General features: G+C 60.2%; 19 protein-coding genes. 12 read left to right on the top strand and 7 right to left on the bottom strand.

The genetic code is table 11. The features are described from left to right. Positions 1-31: 31 nt before the first annotated feature. Positions 32-229: a hypothetical protein gene (locus PSCI_RS14875; RefSeq protein ID WP_045488206.1), complete on the top strand. Its 198-nt coding sequence runs from the start codon at positions 32-34 to the stop codon at positions 227-229. Positions 230-404: 175 nt separating this feature from the next. Further along, complete coding sequence (locus tag PSCI_RS14870) at positions 405-1,877, top strand: inorganic phosphate transporter (protein WP_045488204.1); 1,473 nt, start codon at positions 405-407, stop codon at positions 1,875-1,877. 42 nt (positions 1,878-1,919) lie between these two features. Here the strand turns inward: PSCI_RS14870 and PSCI_RS14865 are convergent, their stop codons facing one another. Next, positions 1,920-3,410, bottom strand: coding sequence for a helicase HerA-like domain-containing protein (locus tag PSCI_RS14865; RefSeq protein ID WP_045488201.1), 1,491 nt, complete (start codon positions 3,408-3,410; stop codon positions 1,920-1,922). Positions 3,411-3,586: 176 nt separating this feature from the next. Here PSCI_RS14865 and PSCI_RS14860 point away from each other — a divergent pair, with 176 nt between their 5' ends. After that, entirely contained in the window at positions 3,587-4,684 is a 1,098-nt protein-coding gene (locus tag PSCI_RS14860) for a glycosyltransferase family 4 protein (RefSeq protein WP_045494361.1), read from the top strand. Next, a complete protein-coding gene (locus tag PSCI_RS14855; RefSeq protein ID WP_045488198.1) occupies positions 4,677-5,441 on the top strand; it encodes a DUF2334 domain-containing protein in 765 nt (254 codons plus the stop codon). The genes PSCI_RS14860 and PSCI_RS14855 overlap by 8 nt, the downstream gene beginning before the upstream one ends. On the opposite strand, the gene PSCI_RS14850 is transcribed toward PSCI_RS14855, so the two are convergent. Both PSCI_RS14850 and purU read right to left on the bottom strand, forming a co-directional pair. Next, complete coding sequence (locus PSCI_RS14850; protein ID WP_045488195.1) at positions 5,414-5,614, bottom strand: hypothetical protein; 201 nt, start codon at positions 5,612-5,614, stop codon at positions 5,414-5,416. The genes PSCI_RS14855 and PSCI_RS14850 overlap by 28 nt on opposite strands. Positions 5,615-5,692: 78 nt before the next feature. Continuing rightward, positions 5,693-6,544, bottom strand: coding sequence for a formyltetrahydrofolate deformylase (gene purU / locus PSCI_RS14845; RefSeq protein WP_045488193.1), 852 nt, complete (start codon positions 6,542-6,544; stop codon positions 5,693-5,695). Positions 6,545-7,049: 505 nt separating this feature from the next. Between purU and mvaT the strand changes: the two genes are divergently transcribed. Further along, positions 7,050-7,427: a histone-like nucleoid-structuring protein MvaT gene (mvaT, locus tag PSCI_RS14840; RefSeq protein ID WP_045488190.1), complete on the top strand. Its 378-nt coding sequence runs from the start codon at positions 7,050-7,052 to the stop codon at positions 7,425-7,427. A 201-nt stretch (positions 7,428-7,628) separates the two neighbouring features. Here mvaT and sbcB read toward each other — a convergent pair whose 3' ends face one another. After that, on the bottom strand, positions 7,629-9,059 hold the full coding sequence (gene sbcB, locus PSCI_RS14835; protein ID WP_045488186.1) for an exodeoxyribonuclease I: 1,431 nt from the start codon (positions 9,057-9,059) through the stop codon (positions 7,629-7,631). Between the two features lie 241 nt (positions 9,060-9,300). On the opposite strand from sbcB, the gene PSCI_RS14830 reads away from it, so the two are divergent. Genes PSCI_RS14830 through PSCI_RS14805 form a run of 6 tightly spaced genes read left to right on the top strand, consistent with a single transcriptional unit; the run spans position 9,301 to position 16,098 of the window. Next, the gene (locus tag PSCI_RS14830; protein ID WP_045488183.1) at positions 9,301-10,011 is read left to right on the top strand and encodes an RDD family protein; all 711 of its coding nucleotides are present in this window, start codon (positions 9,301-9,303) and stop codon (positions 10,009-10,011) included. Next, positions 10,008-10,988 (top strand): stage II sporulation protein M, encoded by a 981-nt coding sequence (locus PSCI_RS14825; RefSeq protein ID WP_045488180.1) that lies wholly within the window; start codon positions 10,008-10,010, stop codon positions 10,986-10,988. Before PSCI_RS14830 ends, PSCI_RS14825 begins: the two co-directional genes overlap by 4 nt. Continuing rightward, a complete protein-coding gene (locus PSCI_RS14820; protein ID WP_045488178.1) occupies positions 10,975-12,525 on the top strand; it encodes a DUF4129 domain-containing protein in 1,551 nt (516 codons plus the stop codon). The genes PSCI_RS14825 and PSCI_RS14820 overlap by 14 nt, the downstream gene beginning before the upstream one ends. Further along, the gene (locus PSCI_RS14815; protein ID WP_045488175.1) at positions 12,522-13,724 is read left to right on the top strand and encodes a DUF4350 domain-containing protein; all 1,203 of its coding nucleotides are present in this window, start codon (positions 12,522-12,524) and stop codon (positions 13,722-13,724) included. Before PSCI_RS14820 ends, PSCI_RS14815 begins: the two co-directional genes overlap by 4 nt. Further along, complete coding sequence (locus PSCI_RS14810; RefSeq protein ID WP_045488172.1) at positions 13,721-14,758, top strand: AAA family ATPase; 1,038 nt, start codon at positions 13,721-13,723, stop codon at positions 14,756-14,758. Before PSCI_RS14815 ends, PSCI_RS14810 begins: the two co-directional genes overlap by 4 nt. 8 nt (positions 14,759-14,766) lie before the next feature. After that, the gene (locus tag PSCI_RS14805) at positions 14,767-16,098 is read left to right on the top strand and encodes a DUF58 domain-containing protein (protein ID WP_045494358.1); all 1,332 of its coding nucleotides are present in this window, start codon (positions 14,767-14,769) and stop codon (positions 16,096-16,098) included. A gap of 26 nt (positions 16,099-16,124) precedes the next feature. Here PSCI_RS14805 and PSCI_RS14800 read toward each other — a convergent pair whose 3' ends face one another. Further along, on the bottom strand, positions 16,125-16,484 hold the full coding sequence (locus PSCI_RS14800) for a PilZ domain-containing protein (protein ID WP_045494355.1): 360 nt from the start codon (positions 16,482-16,484) through the stop codon (positions 16,125-16,127). A 190-nt stretch (positions 16,485-16,674) separates the two neighbouring features. Further along, complete coding sequence (locus tag PSCI_RS14795; protein WP_045488169.1) at positions 16,675-17,049, bottom strand: tetratricopeptide repeat protein; 375 nt, start codon at positions 17,047-17,049, stop codon at positions 16,675-16,677. Between the two features lie 178 nt (positions 17,050-17,227). On the opposite strand from PSCI_RS14795, the gene pyk reads away from it, so the two are divergent. Continuing rightward, positions 17,228-18,679: a pyruvate kinase gene (pyk, locus tag PSCI_RS14790; RefSeq protein ID WP_045488166.1), complete on the top strand. Its 1,452-nt coding sequence runs from the start codon at positions 17,228-17,230 to the stop codon at positions 18,677-18,679. 61 nt (positions 18,680-18,740) lie between these two features. Here the strand turns inward: pyk and PSCI_RS14785 are convergent, their stop codons facing one another. Then, positions 18,741-19,691: an iron-sulfur-binding ferredoxin reductase gene (locus PSCI_RS14785; RefSeq protein WP_045488163.1), complete on the bottom strand. Its 951-nt coding sequence runs from the start codon at positions 19,689-19,691 to the stop codon at positions 18,741-18,743. Between the last annotated feature and the right edge of the window lie 10 nt (positions 19,692-19,701).

Genomic DNA, 19,701 nt, shown 5'->3' with positions numbered 1-19,701 from the left:
CAGAGTTCATTTGACTTGACCAGGTAACATCGTGACTAAAGATGAAATGCGCGCGGAACTTGAGCGCCAGGAACAACGATTCAAGGAGGTTTATGGCGGCGAAGTCACTACCTACGCCGCACAACCGGACCCGGAACGCAAACCCTGGCGTAAAAGAGCCACGGTTCAGGACCAGGCGTTCAAGCAAGAACTGCAACGCATGGAAAAAGAACTGAAAGAAGAGCAGTGATCGTCCGGCTGTTGTAAGCCCACCGGCGCTTTTCTGATGCTTGCCACTGTCCTGCTGGACCGGCGATGTCATGACCGCGAAACAGATCTGATCGATACCGACCAGCAGTCGGTGCGTCGAAGTGTATTTTTTCTGTCATAATCTCGCCCCCTTCAGAACGCATCAGAAAACCTACATGATCGATTTATTCAGCGGGCTTGATCCCTGGGTGCTTGTGAGTCTGCTGCTCGCCCTGGCATTCGTCCTATCGTTCGAGTTCATCAATGGCTTTCATGACACCGCCAATGCGGTAGCGACAGTCATTTACACCAAGGCCATGCCACCGCATCTGGCGGTCTTCGCCTCCGGCGTCTTCAACTTCCTGGGGGTATTGCTCGGCGGGGTCGGTGTGGCCTATGCGATTGTTCACCTGCTGCCGGTGGAGTTGCTGATCAACGTCAACACCGGCCACGGGCTGGCGATGGTCTTTTCATTGCTGACCGCCGCCATCGCCTGGAACCTCGGCACCTGGTACTTCGGTATCCCGGCTTCCAGCTCGCATACCCTGATCGGTTCGATTCTCGGCGTCGGCCTTGCCAATGCACTGATCAACGGCATCCCGGTGAGCGAAGGCGTCAACTGGCAGAAGGCAGCCGATATCGGCATGTCTCTGGTGTTCTCGCCGCTGGGTGGTTTTCTGGCTGCCGGCCTTGTGCTGCTTGTACTGAAGTGGTGGCGCCCGCTGTCGAAAATGCACAAGACCCCGGAGCAGCGCCGCGAACTCGACGACAAGAAACACCCGCCGTTCTGGAATCGCCTGGTGCTGGTGATTTCCGCCATGGCGGTAAGCTTCGTGCATGGCTCCAACGATGGCCAGAAAGGCATCGGCCTGATCATGCTGGTGCTGATCGGTATCGTGCCAGCACAGTTTGTGCTCGACCAGAACAGCACCACTTATCAGATTGAGCGCACCCGCGACGCCACCCTGCATCTGAGCCAGTTCTACCAGCGCAACAATGCCACTCTGGGCGAGTTCCTCGCCATGGGCAAGACCGACAAAGGCGACCTGCCTTCCAGCGCGGCATGCGACCCCAAACAGACCGAACCGACCATTGATGCGCTGCTGGCCAAGCTTCAGGGGGTGACCGACTACCGGGCACTGAGCGCTGAAGACCGTATCGAAGTACGCCGTTACTTGCTGTGCCTGGACGATACTGCGCGCAAGGTCAGCAAGCTGCCTGATCTGGCCGCCCGCGAGAAATCCGACCTCGCCAAGTTGCGCAAGGACCTGACTGCGACCACCGAATACGCCCCGTTCTGGGTGATTCTGGCGGTCGCCCTGGCGCTGGGTATCGGCACCATGGTCGGCTGGAAACGGGTCGTTCTGACCATCGGCGAGAAAATCGGCCGTCAGGGCATGACCTATGCCCAAGGCATGTCGGCCCAGATCACGACCGCAACGGCTATTGGCCTGGCTAACATCTTCAGCCTGCCAGTATCCACTACCCACATTCTGTCTTCGGGTGTGGCCGGTACCATGGTTGCCAACCGCAGCGGTCTGCAGTCCAGCACCGTGCGTACCATCCTGCTGGCCTGGGTCCTGACCCTGCCAGCGACCATCGCCCTTTCCGCCGGCCTGTTCTGGCTGGCGTCCAAGACGCTGGTCTGACGCACAAGGCCCCCAGGTTCTGCCTGGGGGCCTGTCAGGCTGTCAGCGGCGCTTCTTGCTGGCGCCCAGCAATGACCCCATAACCCCACGCAACAACTGACGGCCCAACTGATTGGCGGCCTGACGCATGGCGTTTTTCATTGCCCTGCCCGCCAGAGCGCCGAGAAAAGCCCCGGCCTTGTCACCGAAGTCATCCGCACCTGACGATGCCGTTGGCTCAGGCGGTTCGCCAGCAGGCGCGGCCACGCTGCGCACCGCCAGCCGCTCATAGGCAGACTCGCGATCAAATGCCTGGTCATAGTGCCCGGCCAAAGGAGACTGGCGCACCCATGCCGCTCGCTCAGACTCATTAAGCGGACCGATGCGTGACTGCGGCGGGGCAATCAATACTCGCTGTACCATGGCTGGGGTGCCCTTGCTCTGCAGCGTACCGACCAGTGCTTCACCAATGCCCAGCTCCGTCAGTACCGACAGGCTGTTGAACTGCGGGTTAGGCCTGAAACCTTCAGCCACGGCGCGCAAGGCGCGTTGTTCTTTGGCGGTGAAAGCCCGCAGGCCATGCTGGATACGCAACCCCAACTGAGCAAGAATCGCATCCGGCAAGTCACCGGGCGACTGAGTGACGAAATACACCCCGACACCTTTGGAGCGGATCAATCGCACCACCTGCTCCAGCCGCTGCTGCAGCGCCTGCGGTGTATTGCCAAATAACAGATGCGCCTCGTCAAAGAACAACGCCAGCACCGGTTTATCGGCATCACCGCGCTCGGGCAATTGCTCGAACAACTCGGCCAACAGCCAGAGCAGAAAGGTCGCATAGACCTTCGGTGCCTCGTGCACCAGGCGGCTGGCGTCGAGCAAATGAATACGCCCGCGACCATCACTGGCCGGCTGCAGAATGTCCTGCAACTGTAACGCCGGTTCACCAAACAGCGCCTCGGCGCCCTGCTGCTCAAGCCCTGCCAGACGGCGCTGTAATGCCTGGCTGGAGGGCGCGGTCAGTAATGCCGCGTCTTCGCCCAGCAGGTTCGGGTGCTCGCGCAGATGATTGAGCAGCGCCTTGAGGTCCTTGAGATCCAGCAACAACAAACCTTCCCGGTCGGCGACCTTGAAAGCGGCATACAGCGCCGACTGCTGACTGTCGGTCAACGCCAGCAGGTTGCCGAGCAACAACGGTCCCATTTCGCTGAGGGTGGTACGCAGTGGATGGCCAGACTTGCCATCGATATCCCAAAGTACCAAAGGATAGCCTTGCGGCCGATGCCCCAGCCAGGGCATGCCGGCAATGCGCTCAGCCACTTTGCCTTGCGCATTGCCAGCAGCGCCCAGGCCGCACAGATCGCCCTTGATATCAGCGGCGAACACCGCCACCCCGGCATCACTGAAGGCTTCGCTCAGGCGCTGCAAAGTGACGGTCTTGCCAGTGCCGGTCGCGCCAGCGATCAGCCCGTGTCGATTGGCCAGACGCAGATCCTGACCGACCGGTTGTCCGTACGGATCTGCGCCCAGCACCAGTTGCACAGTATCGGGCATGACTTCACCCCTCTTGTTCAGGATCTGCTCAAGTATTGACCCGTTACGTCATCTCTTCGAGGCTGATGGCTGCCATCCGGCGGGCGGTAGCCGGTCGTCACGAACAACCGCAGTTGCCGGTGGTCAGCAAGAGAGGTCCACTCACCTGAGGAGTCCCTCACGTGCATATCGCCGACATGACGATGTTCTACGCACCGGCCAGCGGTGGCGTGCGCACTTATCTGGATGCCAAACACCGGCGTTTGCAACACTATCCAGGCGTGCAACACAGCCTGTTGATTCCTGGCGCGCGCTCCAGCCACAACGACGGCGTGCATCAGGTTCCGGCAACCCCATTACCGTTTGGCAACGGTTATCGCTTTCCACTGCGGGTCAGCCCCTGGCGAACCATGCTGCACAATCTCAAACCGGATCTGATTGAAGTCGGCGATCCTTACCTGACCGCCTGGGCCGCGCTGGATGCACGGCGTCAGCTCGATGTGCCGGTGATCGGTTTTTATCACTCCGATCTGCCTCTGCTAATCAGCAACCGGATGGGCCAGTGGATCAACAGCAGCGCCCAGGCTTACATCAGCAAGCTGTATGGCAACTTCGACCGAATTCTGGCGCCCAGCCAGGTCATGGCCAGCAAACTGATCGGCATGGGCCTTGAACAGGTCCATGTGCAACCGCTGGGTGTTGATCTACAGATCTTCGCCCCCACCCGACGTGACCCTGATCTGAGGCAACGCCTGGGCTTGCGCCCGGATACCCGGCTATTGGTGTTTGCCGGCCGCGGCTCCCGGGAGAAGAACATCAATGTTCTATTGCACTGCATGAAACACCTCGGGCCGCGCTACCACTTGCTGCTGATAGGCTCGCACATGCCGACCCAAGTGCCGGACAACGTCTCGGTGATCGGCCGCTTCTGCAAGGCAACCGAGGTCGCGCAATGGCTGGCCAGTGCCGACGCGCTGTTGCATGCCGGTGATCAGGAAACCTTCGGCCTGGTGATACTCGAAGCCATGGCCAGTGGCATTGCGGTGGTCGCCGTCGACGCCGGGGCGTTCAGCGAGATCGTCTCTGGTGAATGTGGCCTGCTGTGCGCAGCCAATCAGCCCAAGGCCATGGCCAGTGCGGTACGCGAGCTGTTTGAACACGATGTCAGGGCTGTGGGGCAGATTGCCCGGCGGCATGTCGAAGCACATTACAACTGGGACAGGGTCGTTGCCGGATTGCTTGAGCACTACCAGGCCGTGCTGGGCAGCCATCTGCCAGTGACAGCCAATGGCTGAGCAATCAGTCCTGCTGCTGGTGCTGCACGATGTTGCGCCGTGCACCTGGCGCAGCTACCTGCCTTTCGTGGCGGCGGTGGATGCACTGGGCAGCGTTGCGATGACCTGGCTGGTGGTGCCGGACTTTCATCAGCGTAATCCTCTGGACAACGACCCGGCACTGCTTGATTTTCTCGACACGCGACTGGCGCGCGGGGATGAATTGGTTTTGCACGGTTATCAGCATTGCGATACCGGCCCGCCACCACGCCATGCGGCTGATTTTCTGATGCGACGGGTTTACACCCGCGAGGGCGAGTTCTACTCGTTATCGCACGATCAGGCATCGATGCGCCTGGATGCCGGGATTGGCGTTTTTCAGCGCCATGCATGGCCGCTGCACGGATTCGTGGCGCCGGCCTGGCTGATGAGCCCCGGTACTCGCCTGGCATTGCGCGAGCGACCGCTGAGCTACACCAGCAGCCCGCACCACTTATACCGCCTGCCAGACTTCACTGCGCTGCGGGCTCCGGGCCTGGTATGGAGTGCCCGCAGCGCCTGGCGACGCGGGGCTTCATGGGTGTTCAATCGCTGGCAGGAAACGCAGTGGCGCCAGGCTCAGGTCATTCGCCTGGGCCTGCATCCGGTGGACATGCATCACGAGCTGGCAAGGCGATATTGGCTCGCAGCGCTGCAGAGACTGCTTGAGCAAGGTCGTGTAGCGCAGACCAAATACGTCTGGCTGAGTGCTCAGATATCGGCTTCGGTATCGCAATGAGGCTCGTTGTCAGCGGCGTTGGAAACCTCTTGCAACTGACGCCACAATTGGGCGGCTGCCGAAAAATCAGCGCCATCCTCGGGGCTCAAGGCATCGGGATCATAACGACTCAGGCAACCTTCGCCGATCACCGGGGGCGGGCTTGCAGTGGCTTTATTCAGAGGATCGCTCATGTCCTGGCTCCGGCAGTGGAAGACAGACCTTAAACCGATCAGTCACCACCCGCCAGAGCCTGGAGGAGTTACCGGCAATCAGTCGAAGATCACGGTCTTGTTGTCGTGCACCATCACCCGGTCTTCCAAGTGAGCACGCAAACCGCGAGCCAGCACCAGCTTCTCAACATCACGCCCCAGACGCACCAGCGTCTCGATGTTTTCACGGTGGCTGATACGCACGACGTCCTGTTCGATGATAGGGCCGGCATCCAGCTCTTCGGTTACATAGTGGCAAGTGGCGCCAATCAGTTTCACGCCGCGCATCGCCGCCTGGTGGTACGGTTTGGCGCCCACGAACGATGGCAGGAAGCTGTGGTGAATGTTGATCACCTGGTTGGCGTACTCCTGACACAGCTGTGGCGGAAGGATTTGCATGTAGCGGGCCAGGACCACGACGTCAGCCTGATACTCACCGACCAGACGAGAAACCTCTGCGAAGGCTGGCTGCTTGTTGGCCGGGTCCACAGGTACGTGATGATAAGGAATGCCGTGCCACTCGACCATGCCACGCAGGTCCTGATGGTTGGAAATCACACAGGCGATCTCGCAGTCCAGTTCATCGCTGTGCCAGCGATGCAGCAGGTCCGCCAGGCAGTGAGACTCACGGCTGGCCATCAGCACCACACGCTTTTTCTGGGCCGAGTCAGTAATTCGCCACTCCATCGAGAACTCTTCGGCAATGGGTGCAAACGCTGCACGCAAGCCTTCCAGGTCCAGCGGCAGACTGTCGGCACGAATTTCGTGGCGCATGAAGAACCAGCCACTGAGACTGTCAGAATGGTGACTCGACTCGGTAATCCATCCGTTGTAGGACGCCAGAAAGTTACTGACCTTGGCAACGATGCCGACCCGGTCCGGGCAAGCACTCACCAGGCGAAAAGTGCGCATGGGCAAAACTCCAGACTACGTAAAAAAGGCGGCCATTCTAGCCGCTATGCGGCAAAACTGCAGTAATGACGTCATGTAAACACCGCCAGGGATAGCAAAAGGCCTTCGGCCGCAAATTGCACCTTGCCATCATTGCATCGAGACTCCGCCAGCACTGAAAACAACGCCATTTAACCGGTACTTTTCGTGCACTGAAGCCGTGCATTCAGGGACTCATGAAGGATTCTTAAAAGAGCCTCGGCACGGCAGGAGCGGTGCAGACTAATGCAACAAGATGCCGGGTATTTCTGCCGCCCTCAGCCGCCACAGGCTCGCGCCAATACTGCTTAAAGCAACATCTTTTCAGGTCAATTAGGCCGCCGCCTAGTTTCTCGCTTTCTGTAGGAAATCGGTATATCACCTGCTATTTCAGACAAAACAACTATTTGATGTTTACTTGCTCAAGTCCACTGACTATTATTACCTGACTGCAGCCCTGACGCCCCTCCCAACATAGGTATACCCCATGTCGCTGATCAACGAATACCGCGCTACTGAAGAAGCCATCAAAGAACTGCAAGCCCGTTTGAAAAATCTGTCCCAAGATGACAAATTGCAGGCCGAGCTGGAGTTTGAAGGCAAACTGCGCACCCTCATGGGCGAGTACCAGAAATCCCTGCGTGACATCATTTCCCTGCTTGATCCGGATGCCAAAGTTAACAAGGCACCTCGTGGCGTGGTGAAAACCACCGGCACCAAACGCGCTCGTAAAGTCAAGCAGTACAAGAACCCGCACAATGGCGAAGTGATCGAAACCAAAGGCGGCAACCACAAAACGCTGAAAGAGTGGAAAGCCAAGTGGGGCGGCGACGAAGTCGAAAGCTGGTCGACCCTGCTGGGTTAATCACCGTCTTGTAGTGCAAAACGCCAGCTCGCTGGCGTTTTTTATTACCTGCTTTTTACAAACATCATGACACGTTCAATATGCTGACAGCTTAAGGGTCGCTCTTTTGTTGATAAGCCTACAAGGCATGTACGAAAACTCACCCGCGCCCTCAACTTCACAGCGGGCTTCAGGCAAGCACCGCCTCCAGGCCAACCCGTTTCAGATCCCCAGCCGGCCTCGCAATACCTGCACATAATCCTGCCACTGACTCAATACCTTCAACTGCTCAGGCCTGGCATTGAGCGACAACTCGATCAGCGCCTTGGTAAAGCTTTGCAGCGTGTTGGGAGCGCCGAACTCCGGGCGTGTCAGACGTGCCTGGCAAAACTCCAGCCAGCGTTGCTGCTCCTGCGCATTCAGGGTTTCGGCAAAGTTACGCGCCCGGTAGCGAAACAACAGCTCCGGCAAACGCGCGTCATCAAAAGGCCAGACCGGTTGCGCCAATTGCTGCGGCTCGGCTTCACGCACTTGCTCACACAGTCTTCGATCACGGTCACCAATAAAACCGTCATACAGCTGCTGCTCGGGATCTTGCTGAGCCGTGAACTCTTCACGCCCATAGAGGTTTTGCAAACGCGGCTGCCAAAGTTCCTGCTCCTGCACCAATGCCGTGGCCCGTTCACGAATCAGCGTCATGTCCAGTTGCAAACGTTGCTGGTCTTCTTCACGCAACACACTTAGCGGTGCGAGCACCGGGCAGCGATTTATATGCACAAGTTTCAGCGGAACCGGTAGTTCTCCCTGCGCCAACTCTTCACGACGCTTGTACAGCCGCTCGCGCAGCGTATCGGCATCGAGTGCCAGCAGTGGCGAATGATCCAGGTGCAGGTCGCAGACAATCAGCGCATTGCGATTGTGCGGATGCCAGGCAAGAGGCAGCACCACCCCCAGATAGTGTCGGGCCGCCGAAAAACGCCCGGATATATGCACAACAGGTTGCAGCAAGCGAATCTGCTCTTGAACCTTTTGCTTACTGCGCAGTGTAAACAGATAGTCATAAAGTTTTGGCTGACGCTCACGGATCAGCCGCGCAAGCGCAATAGTGGCGCGCACATCGGACAACGCATCGTGAGCCTGACCATGCTCAATACCATTGGCAGCGGTCAAGCGTTCGAGTTTGAGCGTGATGCGCCCCTCTTCTTCAGGCCAGACAATGCCTTGCGGGCGCAATGCACAGGCAGCGCGTACAACATCAATCAAATCCCAACGGCTGTTACCGCCCTGCCATTCCCGGCCATAAGGATCAAAGAAATTGCGATACAAGCTGTAACGGGTAACTTCATCATCGAAACGCAACGTGTTGTAACCCGCACCACAAGTACCTGGCTGCGCCAGTTCGGCATGCACACGAGTCATGAAGTCGGCCTCGCACAAGCCCTTCTCTGCCAGACGTTGCGGAGTGATCCCTGTGACCAGGCAGGCCGCAGGATGCGGCAGGATATCGTCGCTCGGTTGGCAGTACAGGTTGACCGGAGCGCCGATTTCGTTGAGTTCGGCATCGGTGCGGATCCCGGCCATCTGCAACGGTCGGTCACTGCGCGGGTTGATGCCGGTGGTTTCGTAGTCGTGCCAGAAGATGCTGGGATTCACGGGTTATTCCTGAACGGTAGACCGATAAAGTGTAGGGCTATCAACACGTAAATGGCTAATTTGCCAAATTCAACAATGAACACGGACATATCCTGCATTGTCTATCGACGTATTCCCATTGCCTCGATAAGCCAGTCAGGATAGGTTCACTGCATGCGGGAATCGCCCAGTTTTTTAGACACCCCCTTGCAAGGCAGCAGCATAATCCCCCCTCTCCTTTTACTCTCAAGTACCGCACATCATGTTTCCAGTTTCGCCAAGGCAGGCAGCACCTCTGGACACCCGGCTCGGGATTGAAACGCCAGAAGGCATCGATTTGCTGTTACGTCCGGCAGGCCTGACAGTGCGTGCCCTGGCGTTCAGCATCGACCTGTTGCTGCGTGGTCTGCTGCTACTGACCGGCTATGGTGCCCTGAGTCTGTTCGGTGATTTGGGCATGGGACTGTCGGCCATTGGCTTGTTCCTGATCAACTGGTGGTATCCGGTGTTGTTCGAAGTGCTCAATCAGGGTCGCACCCCGGGCAAGCAAATGATGGCCTTGCGAGTCATTCACGACGATGGCACACCGGTCGGCTGGACCTCATCGCTGATCCGTAATCTGTTGCGCATGGTCGACATGCTGCCTTTCGGGTATGCCGCAGGCGCCCTCGCATGCCTCAATCACCCGCACTTCAAACGCTTGGGCGACCTGGCAGCAGCCACACTGGTGGTCTATAACGAACCACTGCGCCAACCTCCGGTGCTGCCCGATGCACCGCCTGCTATTGCACCGTTCGCTCTGCAACTGGCCGAACAACGTGCCATCCTCGATTTTGCCGAGCGCCAGGGCGAGCTGTCGGACTCGCGAACCCGAGAGCTGGCCGGCTTGCTGGCCGAGCCGCTGCAAGTTGCGCCCGGGCAGGCGGCGAGCCGGATCAACGGCATAGCCCGTGGCCTGCTGGGGGCGCCATGAAACAAAGCCTGTTTGAAAACCTTCATCAGGCCGACTGGCAGCGTTTCGCCACGCGTCTGACCCTGCTCGAAAAAAACGCTCGCACCATCACGGCCAGCGAGACCTTCAGCCTGGATTACCGACGCATCTGCCAGCATCTCGCATTGGCCAGAGAGCGTGGCTACAGCAGTTATCTGGTCGACTCGCTGCAGCAATTGGCATTGCGTGGCCATCAGCAGCTGTACCGGCATCGCAGCAATCAGTTGATGACGATGCTGACCTTCGTACTGGCAGGTTTCCCCCGCAGGGTCAGGGCCGAGTGGCGGTTTGTGGCGGTCTCGGCCCTGCTGTTTTTCGCCTGCCTGCTGGGCATGGGCCTGCTCGTGCATGCCGTTCCTGCAATGGTCTACAGCGTGCTCGCTCCGGAGCAGGTGCACCAGATGCAGGGCATGTACGACCCGGGCTCAAGGCGCATCGGCGTGCCGGCAGAACGCGGCTCCGGCGAGGACTGGGTGATGTTCGGTTACTACATCATGAACAACATCGGCATCGCGTTTCAGACCTACGCCAGCGGCTTGCTGCTCGGCCTGGGCAGCCTGTTCTTCCTGGTCTATAACGGTTTGCTGATCGGCGCAGTGGCCGGTCACCTGACCCAGATCGGCTACGGTCAGACCTTCTGGCCATTCGTCGCGGGCCATGGCGCCTTCGAACTGACCGCCATTGTCATCGCTGGCGCAGCAGGCCTCAAACTCGGCTGGGCGCTGCTGGCACCGGGACGCATGACCCGCGCCCTGGCATTGCGTAACGCAGCCCGGCAAAGCGTGCAAATGATGGGCGGGGTCATGTTCATGCTGCTGATCGCGGCCTTCATCGAAGCCTACTGGTCATCGATGACCTGGCCTGCGCCATGGATCAAGTACCTGGCGGGCGGGATCCTGTGGAGCCTGGTGGCCGCCTGGCTGCTACTTGCCGGAAAAAACGCCCATGCGCCTGACTGACGCCAGTATCGCCATCCGCCCGCGCCCGGCCTGGGAAGCCCTTGATCTGGGTGTCCTGCTGGCCGGCCGGCATCGGAGCCTGCTGATGCTGTCCTGGGCATTGGTCACCCTGCCGATTCTTGGCGTATTGAGCCTTGTGCTATGGGATTACCCCAGCGTGGTCATCGCGCTGTTCTGGTGGTTCAAGCCGCTTTACGAACGACTGCCACTATGGATCCTGTCACGCGCCCTGTTTGGCGCAACGCCGACCCTCAAGCAAGCACTCAAGGCCTGGCCCGGTCTGCTCAAGCGCGAGCTGCTGCCAAGCCTGCTCTGGCGCCGCCTGAGCCTGCTGCGCAGTTTCACCTTGCCGGTCCAGCAACTCGAAGGGCTGAGCGGCCAAGCACGTCGCCTGCGTCTGGCGGTGCTGTGTCAGGCAGACACCCGTGCCGCGCGTTGCCTGACCCTGGCAGGCGCGCACCTGGAGCTGGTCCTGTACACCGCAGCAATCATGCTGGTCTATGTCTTCATGCCTCGGCAGATGGATGTCGACTGGAGCTGGCTACTGATATTGGGCAGCGATGACCAGCTACTGTGGGTCGATCATTTGTTCAACCTCTTGTACGCAGTGGCCCTGATGGCCTGGGGGCCGGTCTACGTGTCTTGTGGTTTCATGCTCTACCTCAACCGCCGTACCCGGCTGGAAGCCTGGGATATCGAACTGGTGTTCAAACGCCTGCGCCAGCGTCTGGCCGGTAGCGCTGCAACTCTGGTGGTCGGCGCATTATTGCTGCTGGGCGCGCTACCGCACAGCGGTTGGGCCTACGCCTCGCCTGCCCCGGAATCCGTACAGCCCTCGCCCCAGAGCACGCGCCTGACGCACCAGCCGCTTAACAGCCAGCAATCACATGCGGCGATCACTGACCTGCTGGAGAAGCCGCCCTTCAAGAACCCAGAAACCGTAACCGGCTGGCGGCTTCCAGAGGCGCAGGAACAACCGCCCACCGCGGGACAAGCACCATCAACATGGTTCGACTGGCTAAACCACCTGCTCAAAGGCGCCAACGTACTCGCCCATCTGTTCGAGATCCTGCTGTGGAGCCTGGCCATCGGCCTGCTGGGCCTGGTGATCTGGCGCTACCGTCAGTGGCTGCGGTTGTTCATCGCCTCACCCGGCAGAGACAAACCAGTCACTGCCCATCCCCCGGCGCAGTTATTCGGTCTGCAAGTCAGCGCCCAGAGTTTACCCGACGACATCGCAGGCACTGTCCTGGCGCTCTGGCCAGACCAACCTCGTGAGGCTCTGAGCCTGCTTTACCGGGCCTTGCTCAGTCGTTTGATCACTGATTACCAACTGCCATTGAAAAGCGCCGATACCGAACAACAGGCGCTGCAGCGCATCGCCAGCCTCAACAAACCGGCCCTGAGCGACTTCAGCCATGAGCTGACCGGGCACTGGCAGAATCTTGCCTATGGTCATCGGCTACCCGCCGCGCATGTACTGCCCGAGCTTTGTGAACGCTGGCGCAGCCTGTTCGAGACCGGAGCACGCCCATGAAGCGCGGCTATCTACTGCCGGGCTTGCTGGTCTCGGTTGTGCTGGCAGTGGTGATCGTACTGTTCATCAGGCAGCTGGAACCTTACGAGGAAACCATCGATCGCGGCCCGTCGCCAGAAGCCAGGACCAACCCCTATCTGGCAGCCGAACAGTTCTTGCTCCAGCGCTCGATAACGGTTCGCTCAGCCGATACCTGGACCGAGCTGCCCGAACCCACAACGCAGCGCCAGACCCTGCTGATTCTCGATGATCGCTCGCGCATGACGCCCGAGCAGGTCGACCCGTTGCTGGCCTGGGCCGATGCAGGTGGTCATCTGGTAGTGGTCGCCGAACAACTGTGGGACGAGCAGCAACAACGCAGCGGCGACCTGCTGCTTGACCGTCTGCAGATTCGCCAGTCATTGACCCGCGACCTGCCCAAGACACAAGCGGAGGATTCAGGCAGCGCACCGGCCGTTCCGATGGCGCGCCCCACACCGGCCAAGACGCCCTGGCCACACCTGACCCGGCTGTATCTTGAAAACGAAGATGCCCCGGCCTACATGAGCTTCGACCCGGCCTATCATCTGGAAGACCCGCAAGACCTGGCCGCCTACTGGGCCAACAGTGCCAATGCCACCCACATGCTGCAACTGGAGCATGGCGCCGGCCTGGTCACAGTACTTACCGATTCACAATTGTGGACCAACCACAGCATCGGTGAATACGACAACGCCTGGCTACTCTGGTACCTGACCCAGGACAGCAGCGTGACGCTGATCGCCCAGGCCCGGCACGATACGTTGCTGAGCTTGCTGCTGCGTCACTTTCCACTGGCGATAGTGACCCTGGCCTTGCTGCTGGCGCTCGCCGTATGGCGGGTGGCAATGCGTGAGGGGCCGCTGCAATGGCCGGCACCTGCCGGTCGTCGGCAACTGGTCGAACACCTGCGTGCCAGCGCCGACTTCCTGCTGAGGCATCGCGGGCAACAGGCGCTGCTGAAAAACCTGCAACAAGACATCCTGCGTCGTGCCCGTCAACGTCACCCCGGCTTCGAGACGCTGGTTGTCACCGAACAGTGGCAGGTTCTCGCCAGGCTCAGCCGCCAGTCAACCAGTGCCATAAGCCTGGCGATGCGCCCGCGTCCGGCGCAACGCCTGTCCAGCGCCGACTTCACCCGTCAGGTAGCCCATCTGCAAACTCTCAGGAATGCCCTATGAGCGAGTCCAACAGCGCACCGTCTGATCCCGTTGAAAACCTTGACAAGCCACCGCTGCAGGCCTCTTCCCAAGCGGCTGAACGCCAACAGGCGAGCCAGCGGGCGCAGACCTTGCGTCGTGAACTGCAAAAAGCCCTGATTGGCCAGAACAGCATGATCGACGACGTACTCACCGCCCTGATCGGTGGCGGCCACGTACTGATCGAGGGCGTTCCCGGACTGGGCAAGACCCTGCTGGTACGGGCGCTGGCGCGCTGTCTTGGCGGCGAGTTCGCCCGGATCCAGTTCACCCCGGATCTGATGCCCAGTGACGTCACCGGGCACGCGGTGTACGACCTGCAGAGCGAACAATTCAAACTGCGCAAGGGTCCGCTGTTCACCCATATGCTGCTGGCCGACGAAATCAACCGTGCACCGGCCAAGACCCAGGCGGCGCTGCTTGAGGCCATGCAGGAGGGGCAAGTCACCCTGGAAGGCAAGACCCTGCCTATCCCGCAGCCCTTCATGGTACTGGCCACCCAGAATCCGATCGAACAGGAAGGCACCTACCCGTTGCCGGAAGCCGAGCTGGATCGCTTCATGCTCAAGCTGCACATGGACTACCCACAGGCCCATGAAGAGGTCGAGATGGTTCGCCAGGTGACCCGCTCAAGCCGCGCCGACATGCTCGACGTACAACCTCTGCTGGTGGTGATGCAACCCCACGAAGTGCAGACGCTGCAACAGGTTGCCAGCGAACTGCCAGTCGATGAGCAAGTGCTCGAATACGCCGTTCGGCTGGCCCGGGCAACCCGTAACTGGGCAGGCCTGACGCTGGGCGCCGGCCCCCGTGCTTCCATCGCACTGGTACGCGGTGGACGCGCCAGAGCCTTGCTGCGCGGCGGTGAGTTCGTGACCCCCGATGACATCAAGAGCTGCGCCATGGCAGTGCTGCGCCACCGGGTACGCCTGGCTCCGGAACTGGACATGGAAGGCCTGTCGGTGGATCAGGTTCTGCGCCAGATATTCGATCAGGTCCCGGCTCCGCGCCTATGACCCAGCGACTGCGACCTGCGCTGCGCCTGTTGGGCGCACTTGCCCTGCTGGCAAGCCTGGCTCTGGTGCCGGGCATACTGTCTGCGCTGGCGATCAGGGTTCCCGAACTCGCCATCACCCTCTACTGGGCGACCTTGCTGGCGCTGCTTGGCATCGCCTTGCTCGACGCCGTACGGGTTGCGCGCCTGCCCTCCCCGCGGCTGCAGCGGCATATGCCCGCCAGCCTGGCGCTGGGGCGCTGGAGCGACGCGCAACTGGAGGTGCAACACGACGCCGGCACAGTCATGCAACTGCGCATCTTCGACCATGTACCGGACGGGCTGGAATTTGAACACCTGCCACAAAACCTGAACCTGCCCCCTCAGCAGACGGCACGCCTGAACTGGCGCTTGCGTCCACTGCAACGCGGGCGCTTCAACTTCGAACGCTGCGAGGTGATCCTGCACAGCCCGCTGCAGCTCTGGGAAAGCCGCCGTTACCTGGCCCTGCCTGACCCCGTCAAGGTCTATCCCGACTTTGCCCGTCTCTATGACGGACCGCTGCAGGGTATCGAAAACTGGCTGAGTCAGATCGGTGTGCGTCAATTGCAACGCCGTGGCCTGGGCCAGGAATTTCATCAGTTACGGGAGTTTCGTGAAGGCGACAGCCTGCGGCAGATCGACTGGAAAGCCACTGCCCGGCATCGCACACCGATAGCCCGCGAATATCAGGACGAGCGCGATCAGCAGATCATGCTGATGCTCGATTGCGGACGGCGCATGCGCAGCCAGGACGATGAGCTGGCGCACTTCGATCACGGCCTCAATGCCTGCCTGCTCCTCAGCCACATCGCCCTGCGCCATGGCGACGCAGTCGGCCTGTCGACCTTTGCCGGCGAACAGCAACGCCACCTGCCGCCCGGCAAGGGCCAGCGCCAGTTGAACCTGTTGCTCAACGCGCTGTTCGACCTGCAGAGTACCCGGCGCCCCGCTGACTACAACGCCGCTGTACAGCAGCTATTGAGCAGGCAGAAACGCCGTGCCCTGGTGATTCTGGTCACCAACCTGCGCGATGAAGATGATGAACAACTGCTGTGCGCCGTACGGCAACTGGGCCAACGTCACCGGGTGCTGATCGCCAGCCTGCGCGAAAGTGTGCTGGACCGCCTGCGTGAAGAACAGGTCGAGCGCTACGATCAGGCGCTGGCCTACTGTGGTGCGGTCGACTTTCTCAACTCTCGCAATAGCCTGCACGAGCGTCTCGAAGCGCTAGGGATACCCGTGATCGATGTACGCCCCGAAGAACTCGGCGCGCATTTGATAAACCGCTATCTGGGATTGAAGAAAGGCGGCGTTCTATAACGCCGCACTCCCATGCCTGCTGTCGATCAGGCTGAAGCTTCCAGAGGATAGAAGCTGAAATAATGCTGCAGGCTGTGCATCAGATCGAAGTACTCCTGCGGCGCTTCCTGGATATGAAACCCCGAGTCATAACAACCCGGCGTCACGTCCTCGTGACACCACTGGCACGTCGCACTGACATCGACCATTCGAAAGCCGTCGTTGCCCGACGGCACTTTCAGACGCAGGTCGAAGCGCCCGCCCACCAGCATCGGCAAATCGCTGATGAGCATCAATCCATCTTCGGAGACGTTGCCCAGACACCCCATGGGTCGATCGGTATACCGATTGAACACCTGGAGAAAATACTGCAGCTCGTGCCGTTCTATTCTTCTGTCCTTAAGCATGGCAGCCCCTTCAATGACCACGGGTGGCATTCATGATGACGTTGTAAACGCTGCACGAGTGCCCCGGCCCGCTGCATGAAAATCCCTGGATGCAGGGCTTTTCAGCCCTTTCATTCCGTTAACACACAGACTAGCGCAATTTATATTTAGATCCACCCGATTACAGTACCAATCATCCAATCGGGTGTAACTAGCGTGAAGCAGGAAAAGTTTTCGCCGGCTCACGTTGCGGGTAGTGGCCCAGTTGCGCCAGCGTATCGAGCCGCGCCCTGGCACGGAACGCATATTCGTTGCCCGGATACTGGTTGATGATGAACAGATAGGTCTGCGCGGCATCGACATACAGTTTTTGTTTTTCCAGACACTGGCCACGCAGCATCGACACCTCAGGCTGCACATAACGGCGCGCCCGGCTTTGTCGATCCACCTTGGACAAGGACAACAGCGCACTGTCGCAGTCGCCACGGTCATAGGCGCGGTAAGCACTGTTGAGGTTGGAGTTCATCGCCCAACGGGTACAACCACTGACGGCGGCCAGCAACACGATAATCATCAAGATACGCATGGGTCATCTCCTGTTCTGTGCCTGATATCGGCGGCAATGCAAATTTCTTCAGCCCGCCTGATCAACCAGCTGTCAGACGATTGCCCTGTCTGATGACAGCAAGGTAGTGCAAAGGAACAATGACTACAGGTCCAGAGAGGAGTAGCCTCTCGCTGCGCTTCAATCAAGGAGTTTGTGCATGACCGTTCGCCGTACCAAAATCGTCGCCACACTGGGCCCTGCGAGTAACTCGCCGGAAGTCATCGAGCAACTGATCCTCTCGGGTCTGGATGTTGCCCGCCTCAACTTCTCCCATGGCACCCCGGACGAGCACAAGGCTCGCGCCAAGCTGATCCGCGAGATCGCTGCCAGACACGGCCGCTTCGTCGCACTGCTGGGCGACCTGCAAGGTCCGAAGATTCGTATCGCCAAATTTACCGACAAGCGTATCGAGCTCAAGGTCGGTGACAAGTTCACTTTCTCCACCGCTCACCCGCTGACCGATGGTAACCAGGAAATCGTCGGTATCGACTACCCGGACCTGGTCAAAGACTGTGGCGTGGGTGACGTACTGCTGCTGGACGACGGCCGCGTGGTCATGCGTGTCGATACCCAGACCGCCACTGATCTGCACTGCACCGTACAGGTCGGCGGCCCGCTTTCGGACCATAAAGGCATCAACCGCCTCGGTGGCGGCCTGACTGCGCCGGCCCTGACCGACAAAGACAAGCGTGACATCAAGCTGGCCGCCGAGATGGACCTGGACTACCTGGCCGTGTCGTTCCCGCGTGACGCCTCAGACATGGAATACGCTCGTCAGCTGCGCGATGAAGCCGGCGGCACTGCCTGGCTGGTGGCCAAGATCGAGCGCGCCGAAGCTGTTGCCAACGATGAAACCCTCGATGCACTGATTCGCGCCAGCGATGCAGTCATGGTTGCCCGTGGCGACCTGGGCGTTGAAATCGGCGACGCCGAGCTGGTTGGCGTGCAGAAGAAAATCATTGCCCATGCGCGCACCCACAACAAGGCTGTGATCGTCGCCACGCAAATGATGGAGTCGATGATCACCAGCCCGATGCCGACCCGCGCTGAAGTCTCCGACGTGGCCAACGCCGTGCTCGACTACACCGACGCGGTAATGCTCTCGGCAGAAAGTGCCGCCGGCTCCTATCCGGTCGAAGCCGTCCAGGCCATGGCACGTATCTGCCTGGGTGCTGAACGTCACCCAACCGGCAAGAGCTCCAAGCACCGTATCGGCGAAAGCTTCACCCGTTGCGACGAGAGCATCGCGCTGGCCGCGATGTACACCGCCAACCATTTCCCTGGCGTAAAAGCGATCATCGCCCTGACCGAAAGCGGCTACACCCCGCTGATCATGTCGCGGATTCGCTCGTCGGTACCGATCTTCGCCTTCTCTCCGCACCGCGATACTCAGGCCCGTGCGGCCATGTTCCGCGGCGTGTACACCATCCCGTTCGATCCGGCTTCGCTGCCGCCAGGCCAGGTCAGCCAGGCTGCGGTAGACGAGCTGCTCAAGCGCGGGCTGGTCGAGCAAGGCGACTGGGTCATCCTGACCAAGGGCGACAGCTACCACACCATCGGTGGCACCAACGGCATGAAGATCCTGCACGTTGGCGACCCGCTGGTCTGAGACGGCTGCACGTTGTAGAAAAAAGCCCCGGCGCGTGAGCGACCGGGGCTTTTTCATGTGCTCAGCGCACCGTATCGCCCGCCCCCAGAAACACATCCGTCAGCACCCGGTTACGTGCGACCCCGGCCAGGTAAAGACTCTTGGCAAAGGTCTCGGCACTGACGGCGCTGCCACAGACCAACGCCACGGCCTGACGCGCCAACAAACGCAGTTCAGCCAACGCCGCCTGCAACTCGACCGCAGTGACCAGCCGCACCTGCAGTTGCGGATGTTGCTGCTCAAGCTGGCGCAAATCGCCGGCCAGATAGTGCTCGGTGCTGTCATGCGCCAGGTGGATAACCCGAATACTGCCTTGATGCTGCTGACGCAAGGACTCGCGCAACACGCCCCACAACGGCCCAAGGCCACTGCCACCCGCCAGCAACAACAGGGGGCGCTCCTGCCAGTCCAGGTCATAGTGCAAAGCGCCGCCGCGCAACTCACCCAGGCGCAGATGATCGCCAGGCTGCAACTGGCGCGCAGCCGAACAAAAAGCCCCGCGATGGCGGCAATCGATATGAAATTCGAGAAAGGGGTCTTCGCCGGGCAGGCTGGCCAGTGAGTACGGCCGAGCGATGCCGTTGGCACTCCACAGCACTTGATGCTGCCCCGCGCGATAGCGCTGCATACGCTGCGGTTCCAGACGCAGACGCAACAGGTTGGCGCTGAGCCAGTCACAGCCGATGACCTGCGCCGGCATGCCGTCTTTCAAGGGGTCGAAGACTTCCACGGCAAGGTCGGCAACCACCCGACACTGACAAGCCAGGCGCCAGCCCTGCTCTCGTTTGGCGGCGGCCAGCGCCTCGGGGCGCGCATCCAGCGGCTCGCCTTCAAGGCAGCGCACCAGGCAGGCATGGCAACTGCCTGCCCGGCAACTATAAGGAATGGCAATCCCGGCCTGATGCAGTGCATCGAGCAGGTTACTGGCAACATCGACCGGCCAGCGCCGCTCACCAACTCGCAGATTGGGCATCGAGAATTCC

It is taken from the genome of Pseudomonas sp. StFLB209, assembly GCF_000829415.1.
Taxonomy (GTDB): domain Bacteria; phylum Pseudomonadota; class Gammaproteobacteria; order Pseudomonadales; family Pseudomonadaceae; genus Aquipseudomonas.
The sequence above is the reverse complement of the archived record's forward strand: the minus strand, read 5'-3'. Positions and strand labels throughout refer to the sequence as shown.